The sequence below is a fragment of the Prescottella soli genome, assembly GCF_040024445.1.
GTDB lineage: Bacteria > Actinomycetota > Actinomycetes > Mycobacteriales > Mycobacteriaceae > Prescottella > Prescottella soli.
The window spans coordinates 3672557-3690842 of the sequence record NZ_CP157276.1 but is presented as its reverse complement, the minus strand read 5'-3'; the positions used below and the strand labels follow the sequence as shown (position 1 = coordinate 3690842).

General features: G+C 67.2%; 18 protein-coding genes and 1 pseudogene. 11 read left to right on the top strand and 8 right to left on the bottom strand.

Features of this window, described 5'->3' with window-relative positions; all coding sequences use genetic code 11:
• Positions 1-128: 128 nt before the first annotated feature.
• From ABI214_RS17190 to paaK, 9 genes are all read left to right on the top strand, one after another.
• Positions 129-857: an enoyl-CoA hydratase/isomerase family protein gene (locus ABI214_RS17190; protein ID WP_348603728.1), complete on the top strand. Its 729-nt coding sequence runs from the start codon at positions 129-131 to the stop codon at positions 855-857.
• Positions 854-1708, top strand: a complete 855-nt coding sequence (locus tag ABI214_RS17185) for a 3-hydroxyacyl-CoA dehydrogenase family protein (RefSeq protein WP_348603727.1) — start codon at positions 854-856, stop codon at positions 1706-1708. The genes ABI214_RS17190 and ABI214_RS17185 overlap by 4 nt, the downstream gene beginning before the upstream one ends.
• 43 nt (positions 1709-1751) lie before the next feature.
• Positions 1752-2543 carry an enoyl-CoA hydratase/isomerase family protein gene (locus ABI214_RS17180; RefSeq protein ID WP_348603726.1) on the top strand — a complete coding sequence of 264 codons (792 nt, stop codon included), beginning with the start codon at positions 1752-1754 and terminating at the stop codon, positions 2541-2543.
• An 80-nt stretch (positions 2544-2623) separates the two neighbouring features.
• Positions 2624-3577 (top strand): 1,2-phenylacetyl-CoA epoxidase subunit PaaA, encoded by a 954-nt coding sequence (gene paaA / locus ABI214_RS17175; RefSeq protein WP_348603725.1) that lies wholly within the window; start codon positions 2624-2626, stop codon positions 3575-3577.
• Entirely contained in the window at positions 3574-3879 is a 306-nt protein-coding gene (gene paaB / locus ABI214_RS17170; RefSeq protein WP_114723293.1) for a 1,2-phenylacetyl-CoA epoxidase subunit PaaB, read from the top strand. The genes paaA and paaB overlap by 4 nt, the downstream gene beginning before the upstream one ends.
• Positions 3880-3927: 48 nt before the next feature.
• Positions 3928-4845 (top strand): 1,2-phenylacetyl-CoA epoxidase subunit PaaC, encoded by a 918-nt coding sequence (gene paaC, locus ABI214_RS17165; protein ID WP_348603724.1) that lies wholly within the window; start codon positions 3928-3930, stop codon positions 4843-4845.
• A 1-nt stretch (position 4846) separates the two neighbouring features.
• On the top strand, positions 4847-5371 hold the full coding sequence (gene paaD, locus ABI214_RS17160) for a 1,2-phenylacetyl-CoA epoxidase subunit PaaD (protein ID WP_348603723.1): 525 nt from the start codon (positions 4847-4849) through the stop codon (positions 5369-5371).
• Between the two features lie 2 nt (positions 5372-5373).
• Positions 5374-6471 carry a 1,2-phenylacetyl-CoA epoxidase subunit PaaE gene (paaE, locus tag ABI214_RS17155; protein ID WP_348603722.1) on the top strand — a complete coding sequence of 366 codons (1098 nt, stop codon included), beginning with the start codon at positions 5374-5376 and terminating at the stop codon, positions 6469-6471.
• Between the two features lie 65 nt (positions 6472-6536).
• Entirely contained in the window at positions 6537-7832 is a 1296-nt protein-coding gene (paaK, locus tag ABI214_RS17150; protein WP_348603721.1) for a phenylacetate--CoA ligase PaaK, read from the top strand.
• 77 nt (positions 7833-7909) lie between these two features.
• Here paaK and ABI214_RS17145 read toward each other — a convergent pair.
• The 3 genes and pseudogenes from ABI214_RS17145 to ABI214_RS17135 all read right to left on the bottom strand — a co-directional run bounded on the left by ABI214_RS17145 (position 7910) and on the right by ABI214_RS17135 (position 10064).
• A pseudogene (locus tag ABI214_RS17145) lies at positions 7910-8517 on the bottom strand (TetR/AcrR family transcriptional regulator).
• Between the two features lie 179 nt (positions 8518-8696).
• Entirely contained in the window at positions 8697-9479 is a 783-nt protein-coding gene (locus ABI214_RS17140) for an SDR family NAD(P)-dependent oxidoreductase (RefSeq protein ID WP_348603720.1), read from the bottom strand.
• Complete coding sequence (locus tag ABI214_RS17135) at positions 9480-10064, bottom strand: cupin domain-containing protein (protein WP_348603719.1); 585 nt, start codon at positions 10062-10064, stop codon at positions 9480-9482.
• Between the two features lie 108 nt (positions 10065-10172).
• Between ABI214_RS17135 and ABI214_RS17130 the strand changes: the two genes are divergently transcribed.
• Positions 10173-11075, top strand: a complete 903-nt coding sequence (locus ABI214_RS17130) for a LysR family transcriptional regulator (RefSeq protein ID WP_348603718.1) — start codon at positions 10173-10175, stop codon at positions 11073-11075.
• 87 nt (positions 11076-11162) lie between these two features.
• Here ABI214_RS17130 and ABI214_RS17125 read toward each other — a convergent pair whose 3' ends face one another.
• Complete coding sequence (locus ABI214_RS17125; RefSeq protein ID WP_348603717.1) at positions 11163-12602, bottom strand: MFS transporter; 1440 nt, start codon at positions 12600-12602, stop codon at positions 11163-11165.
• 58 nt (positions 12603-12660) lie between these two features.
• Here ABI214_RS17125 and ABI214_RS17120 point away from each other — a divergent pair, with 58 nt between their 5' ends.
• The gene (locus ABI214_RS17120) at positions 12661-13287 is read left to right on the top strand and encodes a helix-turn-helix domain-containing protein (protein ID WP_348603716.1); all 627 of its coding nucleotides are present in this window, start codon (positions 12661-12663) and stop codon (positions 13285-13287) included.
• Positions 13288-13323: 36 nt separating this feature from the next.
• Here ABI214_RS17120 and ABI214_RS17115 read toward each other — a convergent pair whose 3' ends face one another.
• From ABI214_RS17115 to ABI214_RS17100, 4 genes are all read right to left on the bottom strand, one after another.
• The gene (locus ABI214_RS17115) at positions 13324-14232 is read right to left on the bottom strand and encodes a LysR family transcriptional regulator (RefSeq protein WP_348603715.1); all 909 of its coding nucleotides are present in this window, start codon (positions 14230-14232) and stop codon (positions 13324-13326) included.
• A 58-nt stretch (positions 14233-14290) separates the two neighbouring features.
• Positions 14291-14824 (bottom strand): 2,4'-dihydroxyacetophenone dioxygenase family protein, encoded by a 534-nt coding sequence (locus tag ABI214_RS17110; protein WP_348603714.1) that lies wholly within the window; start codon positions 14822-14824, stop codon positions 14291-14293.
• A gap of 39 nt (positions 14825-14863) precedes the next feature.
• Positions 14864-15922: a 2,3-butanediol dehydrogenase gene (locus ABI214_RS17105; protein WP_348603713.1), complete on the bottom strand. Its 1059-nt coding sequence runs from the start codon at positions 15920-15922 to the stop codon at positions 14864-14866.
• A gap of 185 nt (positions 15923-16107) precedes the next feature.
• The gene (locus tag ABI214_RS17100; protein ID WP_348603712.1) at positions 16108-18285 is read right to left on the bottom strand and encodes a phosphocholine-specific phospholipase C; all 2178 of its coding nucleotides are present in this window, start codon (positions 18283-18285) and stop codon (positions 16108-16110) included.
• Position 18286: the final 1 nt, after the last annotated feature.

Genomic DNA, 18286 nt, shown 5'->3' with positions numbered 1-18286 from the left:
ATTAATGGAAGCCAGCACGCTGCGAAGGAGATGAGAGTGGTGCAACCAATCCCGATGTGCGCAGTCCGCATCCCACGCGAGGGCCCAGGCCGGACCCCCGACCGGTTCCCCGTACCGAGCGAGGCGCCGTGAACACCCTGACGATCGACGATCGGGCGGACCGGATGGTGGTCACTCTCCGTCGTCCACAGCAGCGAAATGCGATCAACGCCGAAATGATCGCGGAGCTGCACCGGGTATGCGCGCTCCTCGAGGACGCGCCGAAGCCGTTGCTGATCACCGGATCCGGCGATCACTTCGCCGGTGGGGCCGACATCGGGGAGCTACGGGCGCGGGGACGCGACGAGGCGCTCGCGGGTATCAATCGCAATCTCTTCGATCGCGTCGCGGGGTTGCCGATGCCCACCGTTGCGGCAGTGAGCGGGTTCGCGCTCGGGGGCGGCGCCGAACTGTCGTACGCCTGCGACATCCGGGTCGCAACGGACACCGCGGTGTTCGGCAACCCCGAGCCGGGCCTCGGCATCATGGCCGCTGCCGGCGCCAGCTATCGCCTGCAGGAACTGGTCGGCACGTCGATCGCCAAGCAGGTGCTCCTCGCCGGCCGAAACCTCGACGCGGCGGCGGCGCTGCGCTGCGGGCTCGTGATCAGCGTCGTGTCCCCCGGCGAACACGTTGCCGCCGCGCACGACATCGTCGATCGCATCAACCGCTCGGCACCACTCGCGCTCAGGCTCAGCAAGCTGATCGCGGATGCACCCGGATCCCACCCCTTCGCCGACGACCTCGCGCAGGCGGTGTTGTTCGAGAGCCGGGACAAACACGACCGTATGACGGCCTTTCTGGAGAAGAAGAAATGACGAGCACAATCCCCGGCCGTGTCGGTGTCGTGGGCGGCGGACGTATGGGCGCCGGCATCGCGCAGGTGTTCGCGACGCTCGGTTCCACCGTCACCATCGCCGAGAGCGGCGACCGACAGGCGGCATTGACCCGAGTTTCGGACGGACTGGACCGCGCCCACGAACGCGGAAGGCTCGGCGAATCGGATCCGGCGACCGTGCTCGGACGCGTGTCGCTCGTCGGCGCACCGGAGGAGCTGCCTGCCGGACTCGATCTCGTGGTCGAGGCCGTCCCGGAATCCGTGCAGCTCAAGCTCGGCGTGCTCGCCCTCGTGGAGAAGACCGTCGACCCGACGACGGTGATCGCGACCAACACCAGTTCCATCTCGATCGCCGATCTCGGTGCGGTGCTGGATGATCCCCGCCGATTGATCGGCATGCACTTCTTCAATCCGGTACCGGCGTCGACGCTCGTCGAGATCATCCGGACTCCCTTGACCGACGCCGACGTCGTGGCACGGGTGTGCGAGTGGGTCTCCCTGCTCGGCAAGTCCCGAGTACTCGTCAACGATTCGCCCGGCTTCGCAACGAGCAGGCTCGGTGTCTGCCTCGGGCTCGAGGCGATCCGAATGCTCGAGGAAGGCGTCGCCGATGCCGAGTCCATCGATCGTGCAATGGAACTGGGATATCGACACCCCATGGGTCCGCTACGTTCGACCGACCTCGTGGGCCTCGACGTTCGACTCGCCATCGCCGAGCACCTGACGGAGACGCTCGGCGAACGCTTCCGGCCTCCCGCCCTGCTCCGCGAGAAGGTCGCGCGAGGCGAGCTCGGCCGCAAGTCGGGCCGAGGCTTCTTCACCTGGCCCTGAGACGACACTCGGGCCTGAATCCCACTGACAGGAGGCGTATTCCATGAGCGGCATCGAGAAGGTCGGGCTGGCCACTACCGAGGGCCTGGCGACGATCACCCTGCGCCGCGGCGGCGCATCCAACGCGCTCGATCGCGCAGTGAAGGAACAGTTGTCGGCTGCCGTCGGGGCGGTGGCCGCAGACCGAACGGTGCGCGCGGTCCTCCTCGAGGCCGAGGGCAAGAACTTCTGCGTAGGTCAGGACCTCACCGAGCATGCAGCGGGCCTGGCGGCGGATCCCGCACGGGCGATGGACACCGTCGGCGCACACTACAACCCGCTGCTCACCGCGCTCGCCGCGGTGCGGGTACCGGTGGTCGTCGCGATCAACGGCGCGTGCGTGGGGGCCGGGCTGGGCATCGCGCTGGCAGGAGACATCCGCATCGCCGGGGAGAGCACCAGGTTCGCCACCGCCTTCACCGGGATCGGTCTGGCGGGCGATTCCGGATTGAGCCACACACTGGTCGAGATGCTCGGTCCGAGCCGTGCCACCGGCCTGCTGATGCTCGGCGACCGATTCTCGGCGACCCAGGCCCTCGAGTGGGGTCTGGTCCACCGGGTCGTGCCCGACGTCGAACTCGCCGAGGCGGCCCGGACGCTGGCTCGTGAGCTCGCGGCCGGACCGACCGCGGCCCACGTGCACGTGAAGCGTCTCGTGTCCGCGTCGTCCGCGGGCCTCAGCGAGGCGCTCGAGCGTGAACGCGAGGCGCAAGAGGACCTGGGCCGCTCGGCGGATCATCGCGCCGCGGTCGACGCCTTCCTCGCCAAACGCGCACCGGCCTTCGAGGGCCGCTGACCGCGCCGCACATGTTGTGCCGCGCGTCACTTCCATGCATACTCACACCAACCGATCATTCGGTATTAGAAGCAGGACATATGACCTCGTCTATCGCAGAAAATGAGCTCCGGAGCCACTTCGAGGAGACCATCGCGGCCGACCTGCGAGTCGAGCCGCGGGACTGGATGCCCGAGGGTTACCGCAAGACCCTGATCCGGCAGATCGCGCAGCATGCGCACTCCGAGATCATCGGCATGCAACCCGAGGGGGCATGGCTTACTCGGGCACCGTCACTGCGCCGCAAGGCGATCCTGACGGCGAAGGTGCAGGACGAGGCGGGGCACGGCCTGTATCTGTACTCCGCGGCAGAGACACTCGGCGCCGACCGCGGCGACCTCACCGACAAGCTGCTCGACGGCCGGCAGAAGTACTCGTCGATCTTCAACTATCCGACCCTGACCTTCGCCGATGTCGGCGTGATCGGCTGGCTCGTCGACGGTGCCGCGATCTGCAATCAGGTTCCGTTGTGTCGCAGCTCCTTCGGGCCGTACGCGCGGGCGATGATCCGCGTGTGCAAGGAGGAGTCGTTCCATCAGCGGCAGGGTTACGAGCTGCTCATGACGATGATGCGCGGCACCGACGCCCAACGCGAGATGGTGCAGGAGTCCGTCGACCGCTGGTGGTGGCCGGCACTGATGATGTTCGGCCCGCCCGACGACCGATCGCCGAACTCGGAGCAGTCGATGAAGTGGCGCATCAAACGACACACGAACGACGAACTCCGCCAGCGGTTCGTCGACATGTCGATACCGCAGGCCGAAGCACTCGGCGTGACGTTCCCGGACCCCGATCTGAGATGGAACGCCGAGCGCGGTGCGTACGACTTCGGCGAACCCGACTGGAGCGAATTCATGCAGGTGATCGCCGGGAACGGTGCGTCCAGCGTCGAGCGCATCGCCAATCGCCGGGCCGCGCACGAGAACGGTGCCTGGGTACGCGAGGCCGCTACCGCCTTCGCCCGCCGGGCGAGTACGAAGGAGAACGCACGATGAATGCAGCCGACCGAGTCACCAGCGCCGACTGGCCGTTGTACGAGGTATTCCTCCGCGGCAAGCGCGGACTCAATCACGTCCACGTCGGTTCGCTGCACGCCGCCGATGACGAGATGGCGCTCAGGCACGCCCGCGACGTGTACACCAGGCGCAACGAAGGCGTGAGTATCTGGGTGGTGCAGGCGAACTCGATCGCGGCATCCAGTCCGTCCGAGAAGGATCCGTACTTCGCGCCCAGCGGCGACAAGGTCTACCGCCACCCCACCTTCTACGAAATCCCCGACAACGTTCCCCACATGTGATCCGGCCGGCTCGCTCGCGCAGCCGTCCACAAATTTCGAGGATGCACGATGACCGACCACGACCATGCCTACGACGGCCTTGTCGACGAGGACAGCCACGGCCAGTGGGCCTTCGGCACCAGCTTCGACGACCCACTGGCGGGCGTCGACACCACGGTCCCCGACGACGTCGATATCTCGGCGCTCGCCACCTACTGCCTGATGCTCGGCGACGATGCGCTGATCAGTTCGCAGCGACTGGCCGAATGGGTGACGCGCGCACCGGAACTCGAGGAGGAGGTCGCTCTCGCCAACATCGCTCTCGACCTGCTCGGCCAGGCGCGCCTCCTCCTGGCGCGGGCGGCCGCGGCCGACGCGGCCGTCGTGCCACACGTCTCCGACACCGCACAGGTTCCGGGCGAGGATGCGCTCGCCTTCTTCCGCGACGAGAACCAGTTTCGCAACGTCCGACTCGCCGAGATCGACAACGGAGACTTCGCGCAGACCGTGATTCGCCTGCTGGTGTTCTCGACGTGGCGACTCGCGCTCCTCGACCGGCTACGGGAGTCACGTGATCCGGTCCTCGCCGCCGTGGCCGTCAAAGGCGTCAAGGAACTCACCTACCACCGCGACTACGCCGCCCGTTGGGCCGTCACACTCGGTTGCGGCACAGCCGAATCGAAGGCGCGGATGGAATCGGGCCTCGACCGCGTCTGGCCGTACGTCGACGAGCTCTTCGTTCCCACCAGCGAGGAACGCACGCTCGCTGCGGTGGGTGTGGCGGTCGATCCCGGCGAACTACGGGAGGAGTTCGACGCGGTTCTCGGTCAGGTGTTGCACGCTGCCGAACTGTCCGCGCCGACCGGCCGCGTCGCCGGCACGGTAGGAGGACGCGCGGGCCGTCAGGGCCTGCACAGCGAAGCGCTCGGGTTGGTCTTGGCCGAGATGCAGGTGGTCGCCCGGGCACATCCGGAAGGCGTGTGGTGACATGTCCGCTTCCACGCACGCCGAACTGGACGTCCGCGATGCGCGGCGCATCGCGGAGTCGGTTCTCGACCCCGAGATGCCGATGCTGACCCTCGCGGATCTCGGTGTCCTGCGGGACGTCGAGGTGGGAGCAGCCGGTGCCGTGGTCGTGACCATCACCCCCACCTATTCGGGTTGCCCCGCCATGGCGACGATGCGCGACGACATCGCGCACCGTCTTCAGCTCGCGGGCTTCCCGACGGTCGAGGTGAGGACCGTGCTCTCACCGCCCTGGAGCACGGACTGGATCAGTGACGAGGGACGTCGGAAACTGCACGAGAACGGTTACTCCACGCCCGGTGCGGCTCCACGCCGCGGTTCGGGACCGGTGCCGCTGACACTCACCGCCTCACCCCGCACGATCGAATGCCCTCGGTGCGGCGGCGCCGACACCCGCCTCGACTCCGAATTCGGGGCGACACTGTGCAAGGCCCTCTACCGGTGCCTCGATTGCCTGGAGCCCTTCGATCATGTGAAGGAGATCTGAACATGGACACCACAGACACCACGAAACCCCCTGTCTCGACGCGCAACAGGACCTTCCACACCCTCACGGTCGCGGATGTCGAGGCGCTGTGCGACGACGCCGCCGCCGTCACTTTCGAGATTCCTGCCGACCTTTCCGCGGAGTTCGCATTCGGCGCCGGCCAATCTCTCACGCTTCGTCGCACCGTGGACGGCGTCGAGCACCGCCGGTCGTACTCCATCTGCGCCCCGGTCGGTTCCAGCCCTCGTGTCGGGGTCCGCGAAGTCGCCGACGGACTCTTCTCGAACTGGTTGGTCCACCAGGTACGCCGGGGCGACAGGATCGATGTCCAGCCGCCTTCCGGATCGTTCGTCGCCGACCCCACCGTCGGTGGCCGGCACGTCCTGATCGCGGCGGGTTCCGGGATCACCCCGATGCTCTCGATCGCCGCGACGATGCTCGCCAATCCCGAGGCCGAAGTGGCGCTCCTCTACGGGAATCGGCGCACCAGTTCGGTGATGTTCGCCGAGGAGATCGCCGACCTGAAGGATCGGTACGGTGCGCGCTTCCACGTCGTCCACGTGCTGTCTCGAGAACCCCGTGAGGTGGAACTCTTCACCGGTCGTCTCGACGCCGACCGGCTCCGCGCGATCTTCGACGCCGTGGTGCCGATCGCCGGTATCGATCATTTCTGGTTGTGCGGGCCGTACGGCATGGTCACCGACGCCGAGGCAGTCCTCGGCGAGCTGGGCGTCGACCCGAAGCGTGTCCACCACGAACTGTTCTATGTCGACGACGTGCCCCCTCCCCCGGCACGCCACCGTGACGAAGGGGTCGCCGGCCCCAGCAGCGAGGTCACCCTCGTCCTAGACGGACGCTCGACGACCGCGACGTTGCCCCGGGACGAGACGATCCTCGACGCATCAGAGAAATACCGATCGGATCTGCCGTTCGCCTGCAAGGGCGGAGTATGTGGAACCTGCCGTGCGAAGGTCACCCACGGTGACGTCGACATGCGGCGCAACTACGCGCTCGAGGACTACGAGGTCGATGCCGGCTTCGTCCTCACGTGCCAGAGCTATCCGGACAGCGACGACGTGACCGTCGACTTCGACGCCTGACCGCCCGGCCCCGCCCTCCACCACATCGACCCCAGTCGCGCCCGACCGCGGCACCGGAGACCACTATGACCAGCACCGTCACCCCGTCACAGGACATCGAATTCGCTACGCGCGACCGGATCTCGTCCCTGCAGCTCGAGCGCCTCCAGTGGTCGCTGCGCCACGCCTACGAGAACGTCCCGCACTACCGGAAAGCGTTCGACGACGCCGGGGTCCATCCCAGCGATCTGAAGGACCTCGGCGATCTCGCGAAGTTCCCGTTCACCGCGAAGGCAGATCTGCGGGACAACTACCCGTTCGGAATGTTCGCAGTGCCACAGGATCACGTGTCACGAATTCACGCATCGTCGGGAACGACGGGACGTCCCACCGTGGTCGGGTACACCGCTACCGACCTCGACAACTGGGCCGACCTGATCGCGCGGAGCCTTCGCGCCGGCGGCGTGAAACCGTCCGACAAGGTCCACGTCGCGTACGGGTACGGACTGTTCACCGGTGGACTCGGCGCCCACTACGGCGCGGAAAGGCTGGGCTGCACGGTCATTCCGATGTCGGGGGGAATGACCGAGCGTCAGATCCAGCTGATCGAGGATTTCCGTCCGGATGCGATCATGGTCACCCCGTCGTACATGCTCACGATCGTCGACGCGATGCTCGCCAAGGGAATCGATCCGGCCCGAACATCACTGCGCACGGGCATCTTCGGGGCGGAGCCGTGGACCGAGGAGATGCGCGGCGAGCTCGAGCAGCAGTTGGGCATGGACGCCGTCGACATCTACGGACTGTCCGAGGTCATGGGTCCGGGAGTCGCGATGGAGTGTGTGGAAACCAAGGATGGCCTTCACATCTGGGAGGACCACTTCTACCCGGAGGTGATCGACCCCGTCACCGGCGAGGTGCTGCCCGACGGTGAGGAGGGCGAACTCGTCTTCACCTCGCTCACCAAGGAGGCAATGCCGATCGTTCGCTACCGCACCCGCGACCTCACCCGACTGCTCCCGGGCACCGCGCGCGCGATGCGCCGCATGCAGAAGGTGACCGGCCGAACCGACGACATGATCATCCTGCGCGGGGTCAATCTCTTCCCGACCCAGATCGAGGAGCTCATTCTCGCGGTGACCGGTCTGGCTCCCCAGTTCCAGTGCGTTCTCGACCGCCCCGGCCGAATGGACGAGCTGACCGTCCGCGTCGAGTCCCGGCCGAACACCTCGACTCGCGAGGCCGACCAGCAGGCCGGCAGGCTGCAGCAGTTGGTGAAGGACCGCATCGGTGTCACCGTCGCCGTGGAGGTCCTGCCCCCGGGGAGCCTGGACCGATCCATCGGCAAAGCTCGTCGCCTGATAGACAATCGACCTTCCTGAAAATGCTTGGGGCGCCTCGGATCCGATCCGAGGCGCCCCACGTCTTGTCGGTGCGTCCGTTACCGGGAACCCCCGGGTCAGGCCCTCATCCCGTCGAAGGTGAGCGCGACTACCGCGTCCGCCAACTCGGCGACCGATTCGCCCCGCGCGGCCTGTACCACTCGATCAGCGAGTTGACCATCCCGAATACCAGCCGGCTCGTGAGCGCCGGGTCGATCCCCGGCCTGAGGTCGCCTTCCTCGGCGGCGGCCACCACCAGATCACTGACGAAGGCATCGAATTCCCGTCGGCGCGCGAGGGCACGCCGTTCGACGGCCGTGTTCCCACGAACCCTGAGAAGCAATGTCACATAGGGAAGCTCGGTCACGAGCACCTCGACGCTTCGCCGCACGAGGTACTCGAGTCGATCGATGGACCGACCGCTGGTCACCTGATCTTCGGTCGTGACCGCGAAGAGCGCGTTGAGGGCCCGGGCCAGCGCGAGTTCCAGGAGCTCCGCCTTGCCGGATACGTGGTGATAGATCGACGACTTCGTGATGCCGAGCCGCTGGGCAAGCGCCTCCATGCTGGTGCCGTCGTACCCCTTGTCGTTGAACACCTTCACCGCAACGGCAAGCAACGAGTCGAGATCGTATCCCGGTCGCCCGGGCGACCCCGTTCTTCGGACTGGACCTGCCGCCGCCATCTCGCGCGTTCCTTCCAGGACGTGGACACCCCGCCTCAGAACGTGCGGCTCGACATCAGCCTACCGAAGGTTCGGTAATCCCCGTGGGCCGACCGCGAGATCAGGACGTCCCGGGCACGACGACGACCACTCCCCCCGCGCGATGTGCGCGGAGGGAGTGGTCGTGGCGGTCGCCGGGGCTACGGGAGCACCGCGCCGCCGTCCACGTGCAGGGACTGCCCGGTGATGTTGGCCGCGTCGGCCGAGAGCAGGTACGCGACGGCTCCGGCGACATCCTCGACGGTCTGCGGGCGCTTCATCGGGATGAGCTGGTCGACCATCGCGCCGAAGATCTGCTCGGGCGCCACCCCGGCGAGAGCCGGGTCGTGCTCGGCGAGCCAGCCGGCGGACTGCCGCCACATGTCCGTCCAGATCAGGCCGGGCAGAACAGCATTGACGCGAACAGTCGGGGCGAGGGCACGGGCCAGCGAATTCGTCATCGCCAGTACCGCCGCCTTCGAGGAACCGTATGCGGTGAGCAACTCGTGCCCGTTCCGCGCCGCAATCGAGGAGAAGTTGACCACCGCTCCTTCCCTACCCCGCGTGGCCAGTTCCGCCGCGAAGGCCTGGATCGCGAAGAAGACCCCCCGAACGTTGACCGCATACGTCTTGTCCCAGGTGTCGACGTCGAGCGCGTCGTACTGCCAGAACCCGCCGAGTCCTGCCACGTTGACGAGACCGTCGAGATCATCGTGCGCGACGAAGGCCTCCGCCACGACCGCCCGCAGCGCGTCCACGTCGCAGATGTCCACGACGTGGGTGGTCACCGTGACTCCGCGCGAGGCAACCGCGGCGGCGGTGTCCGACAACCGCCCTTCGTCGATGTCGAGCAACGCCAGACCCCGGCCGTCCGCGGACATCCGTTCGGCCACACCACGACCGAGCCCGCCGCCGGCACCCGTGACAAGGACCGCGCCCGCCATCTAGCGGCCCGTCCGAGCAGGCAGGTGAGCAACCGCATTGTTCGCCGCGGCGAGGTCGTACAGCAGGTCGTGGGTGATGACCCCCGCGACGGTGCCGTCCTCGTTGTACCCGGCGATCGGACCGTGGAAGATGCCGAACATCAGTGACTCGACCTCCTGCTTGGGCAGGTGCACGATGCCGGCCGGTTCGTAGATGTAGTGGTTGGGGCCGATGGATTCGGCCTCACCCTCGTAGGCCCAGCGGCCGAAGATGTTGAACGCCTCCGCGGCACCGCAATGCATGTGCAGCGGCGCCTGCGCATTCTCCGCCACGTACAGCAGAATCGAGGCGGCACCGGTGGTCTCGTTGATGTTCAGGAGCTTGAAGGACGTACCCGGCATCGGGAACGGGGTCCACGGGATATCGTCGCAGTTGTTGACCCGGGAGGCGAGACTGAGCGTCGGCCCGGTCACCGGGGAGCTGGCGCGAGCGAAGACCTCTGCGACTGGGGCGTTGGACTGCGGGTCGATCTCGGGACCGGTCAGCTGCGGGCGGATCGGATCGACCACACGAGCATCGTCATGGTGAGTAGCGTTGACAGACATCGGATTTCCTCCTCTGTTCGGGGACTCACCCATGCTCCGATGTGGCGCCCGTCACGTCCATGACGTATTCTCACCCGATCGTTAGACGTATACCTAAGGTCGTGCACGATGGATCTGAACCTACGGCTCGTGCGCTACTTCGTGGCTGTCGCCGACGCCGGAACCTTCACGAAAGCAGCTGAGCAACTGCACATTGCGACGCCGTCGCTGAGCCAACAGGTGCGCAAGCTCGAAGAGAGGCTGGGTGTCCTACTACTCGAGCGCGACCACCGCGGAGCTCGTCTCACGGACGCCGGGCAGGACTTCCTCGAGGAGAGCCGGGTTCTGCTGGCGGCGGCCGAATCTGCGGTCGGTGCGGCTCGGCGCCACAAGCGCAGTTCGTCCGGGAAGGTGCGCCTCGGATTCCTTGCCGGCGGTGCCGGGGAGCTGACCCGTCCGATCATCGACGAGTTCCATCGACGAGAACCCGAAGTGGAACTGGAACTGACGCAACTGGCGTGGGGGGACGAGCTGTCGGCGTTGACCTCCGGTCGGGTCGACATGGTCGTCGCCCGCCCACCTCTCGAGTCGCACCCACGGCTACGCCGGGTCGTTCTGTTCGAGGAGCCTCGTGTCCTGTTGATGGCACACGACCACCCGCTGGCACGCCGACGGAAGCTGCGAATCGTCGACCTCGCCGACGTCGTTCAGGTGGACACCCGAGAAGGGACCCGAGACTGGCGCAACTGGTGGTCGATCGATCCACGGCCGGACGGCACACGTCCCACCTACGGCCCCATGGTGAACAGCATCGAAGAGATGGTCCAGGTCGTCGCGACCACCGATGCGGTTGCGATCACCGGCGCAGGCGTGGCCAGCCTGTTCCGGCGAGCGGACACCACCTCGCGACCCATCGTGGACGCCGCACCGTCGACCGTCGAACTCGTCTTCCTGGCCTCGGACATGCCCCGCGCCGTCGAACGTTTCGTGGCAGTTGCGCTCGGGCTGAGTGCAGTCCTCAGCACCCGCTGACCCACAGGCCGGCGCCCCGTCTCCGGACGCCGATCGTGCCGATCGGGATCGAGCTCGCCGAGCCTACTCCGGCCATCCCTGAGGGCGTCACCGCCCCGAACCGGGGACGGAGTCCACGACGGGCCGCGATGCCTGCGCGACGACGAACAGGAAGAGCCCACAGGCGGTGACGAGAAGCCAGGCGGGGCCTGACGCGTGCGCGAATTGCGCTGGACCGGCGCCGGAGACAATGCTGCCTGCGACGGCGATACCGACCGCCGCACCGAACTGGCGAGCAGTGGATGTGATCGCGCCGGCGACACCGGCGCGATCCGGCGGAAGCCCGCCGACCGCGGTGTTGGTGATCGGGGCATTGGCGAAACCGAACCCGATGCCGATGAGCAGATAGGCGGTCAGGAGCCATGTGACTCCGGTGCCGCTGTCGAGAGCGAGAAGCAACAGTCCCCCGGCCGTGATGAAGCCGCCGGCCAGCGCGAGGGGTGGTCGCGGTCCGAGGCGCCCGACCAGGTGGCCCGACAGTGGTGCACACACGGTTGCCCCGAGGGCGAGAGGCAAGGTGGCCGTGCCGGCGGCCAGTGGCGTCCATCCGCGGGCATGTTGCAGGTAGAGCGTGTTGATCAGCAACGTCACGTTCAGCGCGATGAACACCGCCACCGCCCCCACCACCGCGCTGGTGAAGGCCGGCCTACGAAACAGATGCAGATCCATCAACGGATCGGGTCGGCGAGATTCGAGCCTGCCGAACGCGACTGCCGAGCCGGCGACGCCGGCATACGCGGCCAGCGCCGCCGGCGAAACCCAACCGATTCGCGGCCCCTCGATCAGCACGCCGACGGCCCCACCGATGATGACCGCGAGCAGGGCCTGGCCGGGCACGTCCAGCCTCCGGGGCTGCTGCGCTCGCGACTCCGGCACGAACACCGCGCTAAGCACCAGTGCGATCACGATGATCGGCGCGTTGATCCAGAACACCGCTCGCCAGCCCCAACCCGAGATGAGCGCACCACCCACGACGGGCCCCACCGCCATGCTGAGCCCGAAGACCGACGCCCAGACACCGATGGCCCGCGCGCGCTGCTTCGGATCGGAGAACGCATTCACGACGATTGCGAGGGCCACGGGGCTGAGCATCGATCCGCCCACACCCTGAACAACGCGGGCCACGACGAGCGCGCCGAGCGACGGGGCGAGTGCGCAGGCCAGCGACGCAACCGCGAACACCGCCAATCCGAGTTGGAACACCCGCCGTCGCCCGAATCGGTCGGCCAGCGCCCCGGAAGAGATCAGGAGGCCGGCAAGAGCAAGGGTGTACGCATCCACGATCCACTCGAGGCTGCGCAGGTCCGCGCCCAGGTCCTGACCGATCGCGGGCAGGGCAACGTTGACGACTGTCGTGTCCATCCCCACGACGAACATGCTCGAACAGCAGACCGCCAGCACTGTCCACTGTCGACGCGGGCTCAGCCCGAGTGGGGCGCGGAGTGTCGTCTCGTTCGTCATCTGCCGTACCCGGCGGTGTCTGTCCATCCCCGAATGGTCGCGGTGTGGCCCGCCGACGGCCCAGCATTTTTGCGAAGACCGCAAAATGGTGGTCGTGGACGGAGACGTGGAACGGATCATCGACGACATCGGCCCCAGGCTGCGCAGGCTGCGCAACGACCGAGGCCTCACCTTGGAGTCCCTGTCGGCCGAGACCGGGATCTCCGTCAGCGCACTGTCCCGGCTCGAGTCCGGCAGGCGCCGGCCCACCCTCGACCTGCTGATTCCGCTCGCGCGCGCACATCGCGTCGCGATCGAGCAGCTGATCGCCGCGCCTGCCACGGGAGATCCCCGCGTCCACCTCACCCCGATCCGCAAACGCCGCGGCACCACCCTGGTACCGCTGACGCAATTCCCGGGCCGCGTGCAGGTGTTCAAGGAGGTGCTCGCCCCCCGCGAGCCGAAGCTGGTGACCCACGCCGGCTACGAGTGGCTGTACGTCCTGGCGGGCGAACTGCGCCTCATCCTCGGTGAGCGCGAATTCATCCTTCGCCCAGGCGAAGTCGCCGAGTTCGACACCAACGAGCCGCACTGGTTCGGCCCCGGGGACTCGAACGCGGTCGAGATCCTGCACCTGTTCGGGCCGCGGGGCGAACAGGCTGTCGTCCGCACACGATCATCAGCCGCCCCCACCCCCGCGGCCGAGTTCCACCGCGCCGATCGCACGCCGTGAGCGCGTGCCGTTCCGAAGCGACAGACAGGCCGAGCTTCACTCCACCGGCTGCTCGAGCGCTACCTGGCGACAGGCCTCACCGATCGCATCCTGAAGCGTTGCCAGCTCCGGCCTGCGGTTGCCTTCCAAGGTGCACAGGGTGACGACGCTTGGGCTGATGTCCTCGATGGGTACGAAGCTGACCAACGGATGGCGATAGTACGAAGGCAGCGACTCCGGGGTGGTGGTGACTCCTGCACCCGCGGCCACGGCTTCGAGCAGTTCTTCCACGGTCGACACCGCAAGACTCGGTTCGGCTCGGGTGCCGTCCGGCCGCGGGTTCACCATCCAGAAGTCGGTCCATTCCGGCGGCCCGCCACTGCTGCTGATGAACGGCTCCGCGGCGATCTCGGCGAACCGGATCGACTCCCGGGCGGCCAACGGGTGGTCGTGCGCAAGCACGGCCACCCGTCGCTCGGACAGAATTCGCCGGCGCCGAACTCCCTCGGCAGGAAACGGTTCCCGGACGAATACTGCATCGATGTTGCCGGCCAGCAGTGGCGCCAGTTGTTCGCTCCACTCGAGATGGTGCAACCTCACCTGCAGATCCGGATCGGCGGAGCGGAGCCGATCCAATACGGCCGTGGTGAGCTGACCGGCACCGGTTGCCATGAACCCGATGTCGATGCTGCGACGGCCCTCCCGCACCGATTCACGCCACCGCAGGAGACTCTCGTTGGCCGCCACGACTGCGCGTGCCTGCGGGATCAGCGCACGTCCGGCCTCGGTCAGCTCGACGTGTCGGGAGTTGCGTTCGAAGAGCAGGAAACGCAGGTCCTTCTCCAGCCGGGACACCTGCTGACTGAGCGCCGGGCCGGTCATGTGTAGCTGTGCGGCGGCGCGGCCGAAGTGCAGCTCGTCCGCCACGGCGAGGAAACACCGAAGCGCCTGCGGCGAGACATACATGCTTCACCTCGCACACCATCGGTTGGAGAATCGGCTGTCAGGTTAGCCGATTCGGCGGCTACCCGATCGCCTTGGCGTGCATGTCCTGAGACGGATCGGTGGCGTAGTCGACCAGTTGGAGTTTCTCGACGGCGCCGTTGTCACGCGCCATGTAGTAGTGCAATCGGGCGTCGGCGACGACCCCGAGTCCGCCATCGGGCAGGTAGCCGGCGATCGGGCCCTCGACCATGGCGAGCATGACACAGCCGTCCGGGGCAATCGGCGTGTGCACGGCGCCGGCTACCTCGCACGTGTACATGCCGGCCATACCGGGATCGTCCTCCTCGTAATAGAACCCGCCTTCCAGTAGGTACGCCTGCACATTTCCCATATGCCAATGCGGAGTGGCGATGGTGCCGGGATCCACTTTCAGGATGAGGGTGAACGCGCCGGTCACGAGATTGCAGTACAGAAGCTTGAATTGCGTTCCTGGCATCAGCCAGTCGGTCCACGGAATATCGTCGGGGTCGACGAATTCCTTTCTTGCACCCTTCGGCGTGACGCCGGGGTCGGTCATCCAGAATGTCGGTCCGAGGTTCGAGGCAGCGGTCATGGGTTTCTCTTTCTATTCCGGTGGAGGGGGTTCGATCCGTCAGCCGACTGCGGTCATGTCGACGAGGATCTTGATGGCTGTTTGGTCTCGGAGTGGACCGAATCCATCGGTGATGAGGTCCTCGAAGGCGATCGTCTCCACCCAACTGTCCAGCGGGTACGCCCCACGAGCCATGAACTCGATGGTCTCCGGGTAGTCGCGGCAGTACGCGATGGAGCCGACGATCTCGCACTCGTTGAACAGGATCTCGGTGGGGTTGAACTCGACCGGCTTCTGATGCACCGCGACGACCACGACTCGGCCGTGTCGAGCCGTCGAGCGGACCGCATTCAGGAATGTGGCCGGCACGCCGGCCGTCTCGAACGATCTCGCGACACCGACTCCATCGGTGTTCGCGCGCAGTTCCGCGACGACATCCGTCTCATTGGGATCGATGACCTTCGTCGCTCCGACAGCTTCGATCGCCGCGCGCCGGGCCGCCGACGGCTCGATCACGGTGATGTCCTCGATGCCCATGGCCCGCAACGCCAGAAACACCCCGATCCCGATGGGACCGGCCCCGTGGACGGCGACACTGCTGCCCGGAGCGACATCGCCGCGGCGCACGGCGTGCAGGGCCACGGCGAGGGGTTCGATCAACGCTCCCTCACGGGTGCTCATCCCGTCGGGAAGCCGATAGACATGATCAGCGTCGACCACTGCATACTGTCCTAGCCCACCCCCGCCCGCCCAGCTGTAGCCGACTGCGGCGATGCTGCTGCAGAGGTTGTACGAGCCGTCCAGACAGGCCGGGCATCGTCGACAGTTGACGGTGGGTTCCACCGCCACGGCGTCGCCGACCGACAGCTCGTCGACACCTGCCCCTACCGCCACGATCTCGCCGGAGAACTCGTGACCGAGGACGACTGGGACACTCACTCCGGTGAGAGGATGCGGCGTTGTCGGCGCCATCATCGGCGCATGGAAATACTCGTGCAGGTCGCTGCCGCACAATCCATTGAAATGAACCCGAACTTTCACCTGACCGGGACCGGCAACGGGCTCAGGGATATCTTCGAAACGGATGTCCCCAACTCCGTGATAGCGGGCTGCTTTCATTCTTGGAACTCCTGCGCTCGAGAATTGAAACCTTTTCCGACGTGACGCAGACAACATTCACACCGCGCAGCAGGGAAGTCCAGGTACTTTCTTTCGTGCATCGATAAGCCGCGCTTACCGATCGGCAGGAGTGCTTCTTCAGCCTGCAGGGTGAACCGGGCCGACTCTTGCCGGCTACGGCACGGTCACGATCCGGACGACGACGCCGGGAGCGACGCCGAACCGGTCGACGGCGGCTGCGGCAGCGGCAGCGGCAGCAACGTCAGGTCACCGGTGGCGGCCACCGCGATCGACGGCTGGCTCACGCTCTCGGATCCGTTCTCGACGTGCCCCATCCATCGACGACGGAACGACGGGTCCTCACCGAGCGTGAGGGACGCGTCGTACCAGCCGTGCTGCGACGGCACCGTCCACGACCGTTCGGTGCCCGCCGCGAGCGACGCGGAGTCCCCGGCCAACTCGACCGTGACCGCACCGACGCCGTGGTTGGTCACGGTCACCCGCACCGTCCGACTCGCCGCGTCGATCGTCGTGCCCACCTGCACGGACGCTCCGGGACCGGTCGCCGATCCCGCGAACTCTCGCCGGAAACCGTTGGGGCCGAGCATCGTGAGGTCGTAGCGCTCCCTCGGCACCGGGATCGTGTCCGCAAGGTCACCGTGGACGTCGTAGTGCCGCGGCAGCTCGAACTCCCCCGCGTACGGGTACAGCGCCAGGTGGGCGCTCTCGGTCCCCGAATTACGCAGGCGCACCGACAGTTCCCGTGCCGCGGCATCGAATACGACGTCCGCGTCCGGCTGATAGGGCAGTGCCCGCGCGGGCCGGGTTCCGCTCTCCTGCACCGGCATCCGCTGCAGGTCCGGCGGCGCGGGCTTCCAGCGCGGGGTGAGCGGCGGCGCCGGCGGCGGCGGGGTGAGCGACGGGCGGGCCCGCGGGGTGGCGAAGTCGAACGCCGACGTCAGATCGCCCGCGACGGTGCGCCGCCACCCGCTGATCTCCGGCTGGGTGAACCCGAACCGCTGCTCGAGGAACCGGGTGACCGAGGTGTGGTCGAACACCTGCGAACACACGTATCCGCCGACGGTCCACGGCGAGACCACCGTCATCGGCACCCGCGGCCCCAGTCCCAGCGGCTTGTCGCCGACATACTCGTCGACCACGCCCCGCGGCGGCAGCGGCGGCGGCACGTGGTCGTAGTAGCCGTCGTTCTCGTCGAAGTTGAGGAAAATCGCTGTCTTCGACCAGGTTTCGGGATCGGATGCGACGGCGTCGAGGATCTTGTAGACCAGTGTCGCGCTCGCCGCCGGCGACGACTCCATCGGGTGCTCGGACTCCGACGAGGACGGGACGATGTACGAGACCTCCGGCAGCGTCCCTGCTCGGACGTCGGCGCGGAACGCGTCGGCGAGCGCTCCCGGCCGCTCGCGGCGCAGCGCACGGTCGTAGAGCCGCCGGTCGGGCCCGTCGAGCCGCTGGACGCCCTCGTCGAGTGCGCGCAGCAGCGCGTTCTGGATGTCCGGCGGCAGCAGCGGCAGCGCCGTGTAGAACGCCGCCAGCGTCGTGAACTGGTAGGGCACCAGCACCGGATGCCCGAGCAGCGCGTGCACCACCTGCTTGAACCAGACGAAGTACTCGAGGTTGTTGTCGGTGAAGTTGTCCCACTCCTGGTAGACCCGCCAGCTCACGCCGGCCGTCTCGAGCCGTTCGGCGACGGTGGTCCACGTGTAGCCGGGATGCCACGGCATGTACGAATCGTTGGTGACCACGCGCGATCCGTCCGGCTCGAACCCGGTGTAACCGGTGAACCAGTAGTTGCGATTCGGGGAGGTCGAGGTGGGCACCGAGCAGTGGTAGGCGTCGCACACCGTGAACGACTCGGCGAGTTCGAACTGGAAGGGGATGTCCTGCCGGTCGTAGTGCGCCATCGTCGCAGCCGTCTTGGCCGGGATCCAGCCGTCGTGCCAGCCGCCGGCGACGGCGGCCTGCCCGCCGACCCACTCGTGATCGAGTGAGTCGACGTTCTGCCGGTCCATCCGCTGCGCCTCCGCCGCGTCTCGGATCGGGTACGGCACGATGACCGATTCCCGGTCCGGCTGCTCGTACACGGTCCGGCCGGTGCGCAGCGTCAGCGCGTTGGGGTCGCCGAATCCCCGCACGCCGCGGAGCGTCCCGAAGTAGTGGTCGAAGGCGCGGTTCTCCTGCATGAGCAGCACGACGTGTTCGATCGAGTCCAGTCCACCCGGCGGCACCGGGGAGGCGAGCGCGGCCTGCAGCGACGGCGGCAGCAGCGATCCGACGGCGGCGACTCCCACGGCACCGGCACCGATTGTCATGAACCGGCGTCGGGACATCTCGAACGTCATG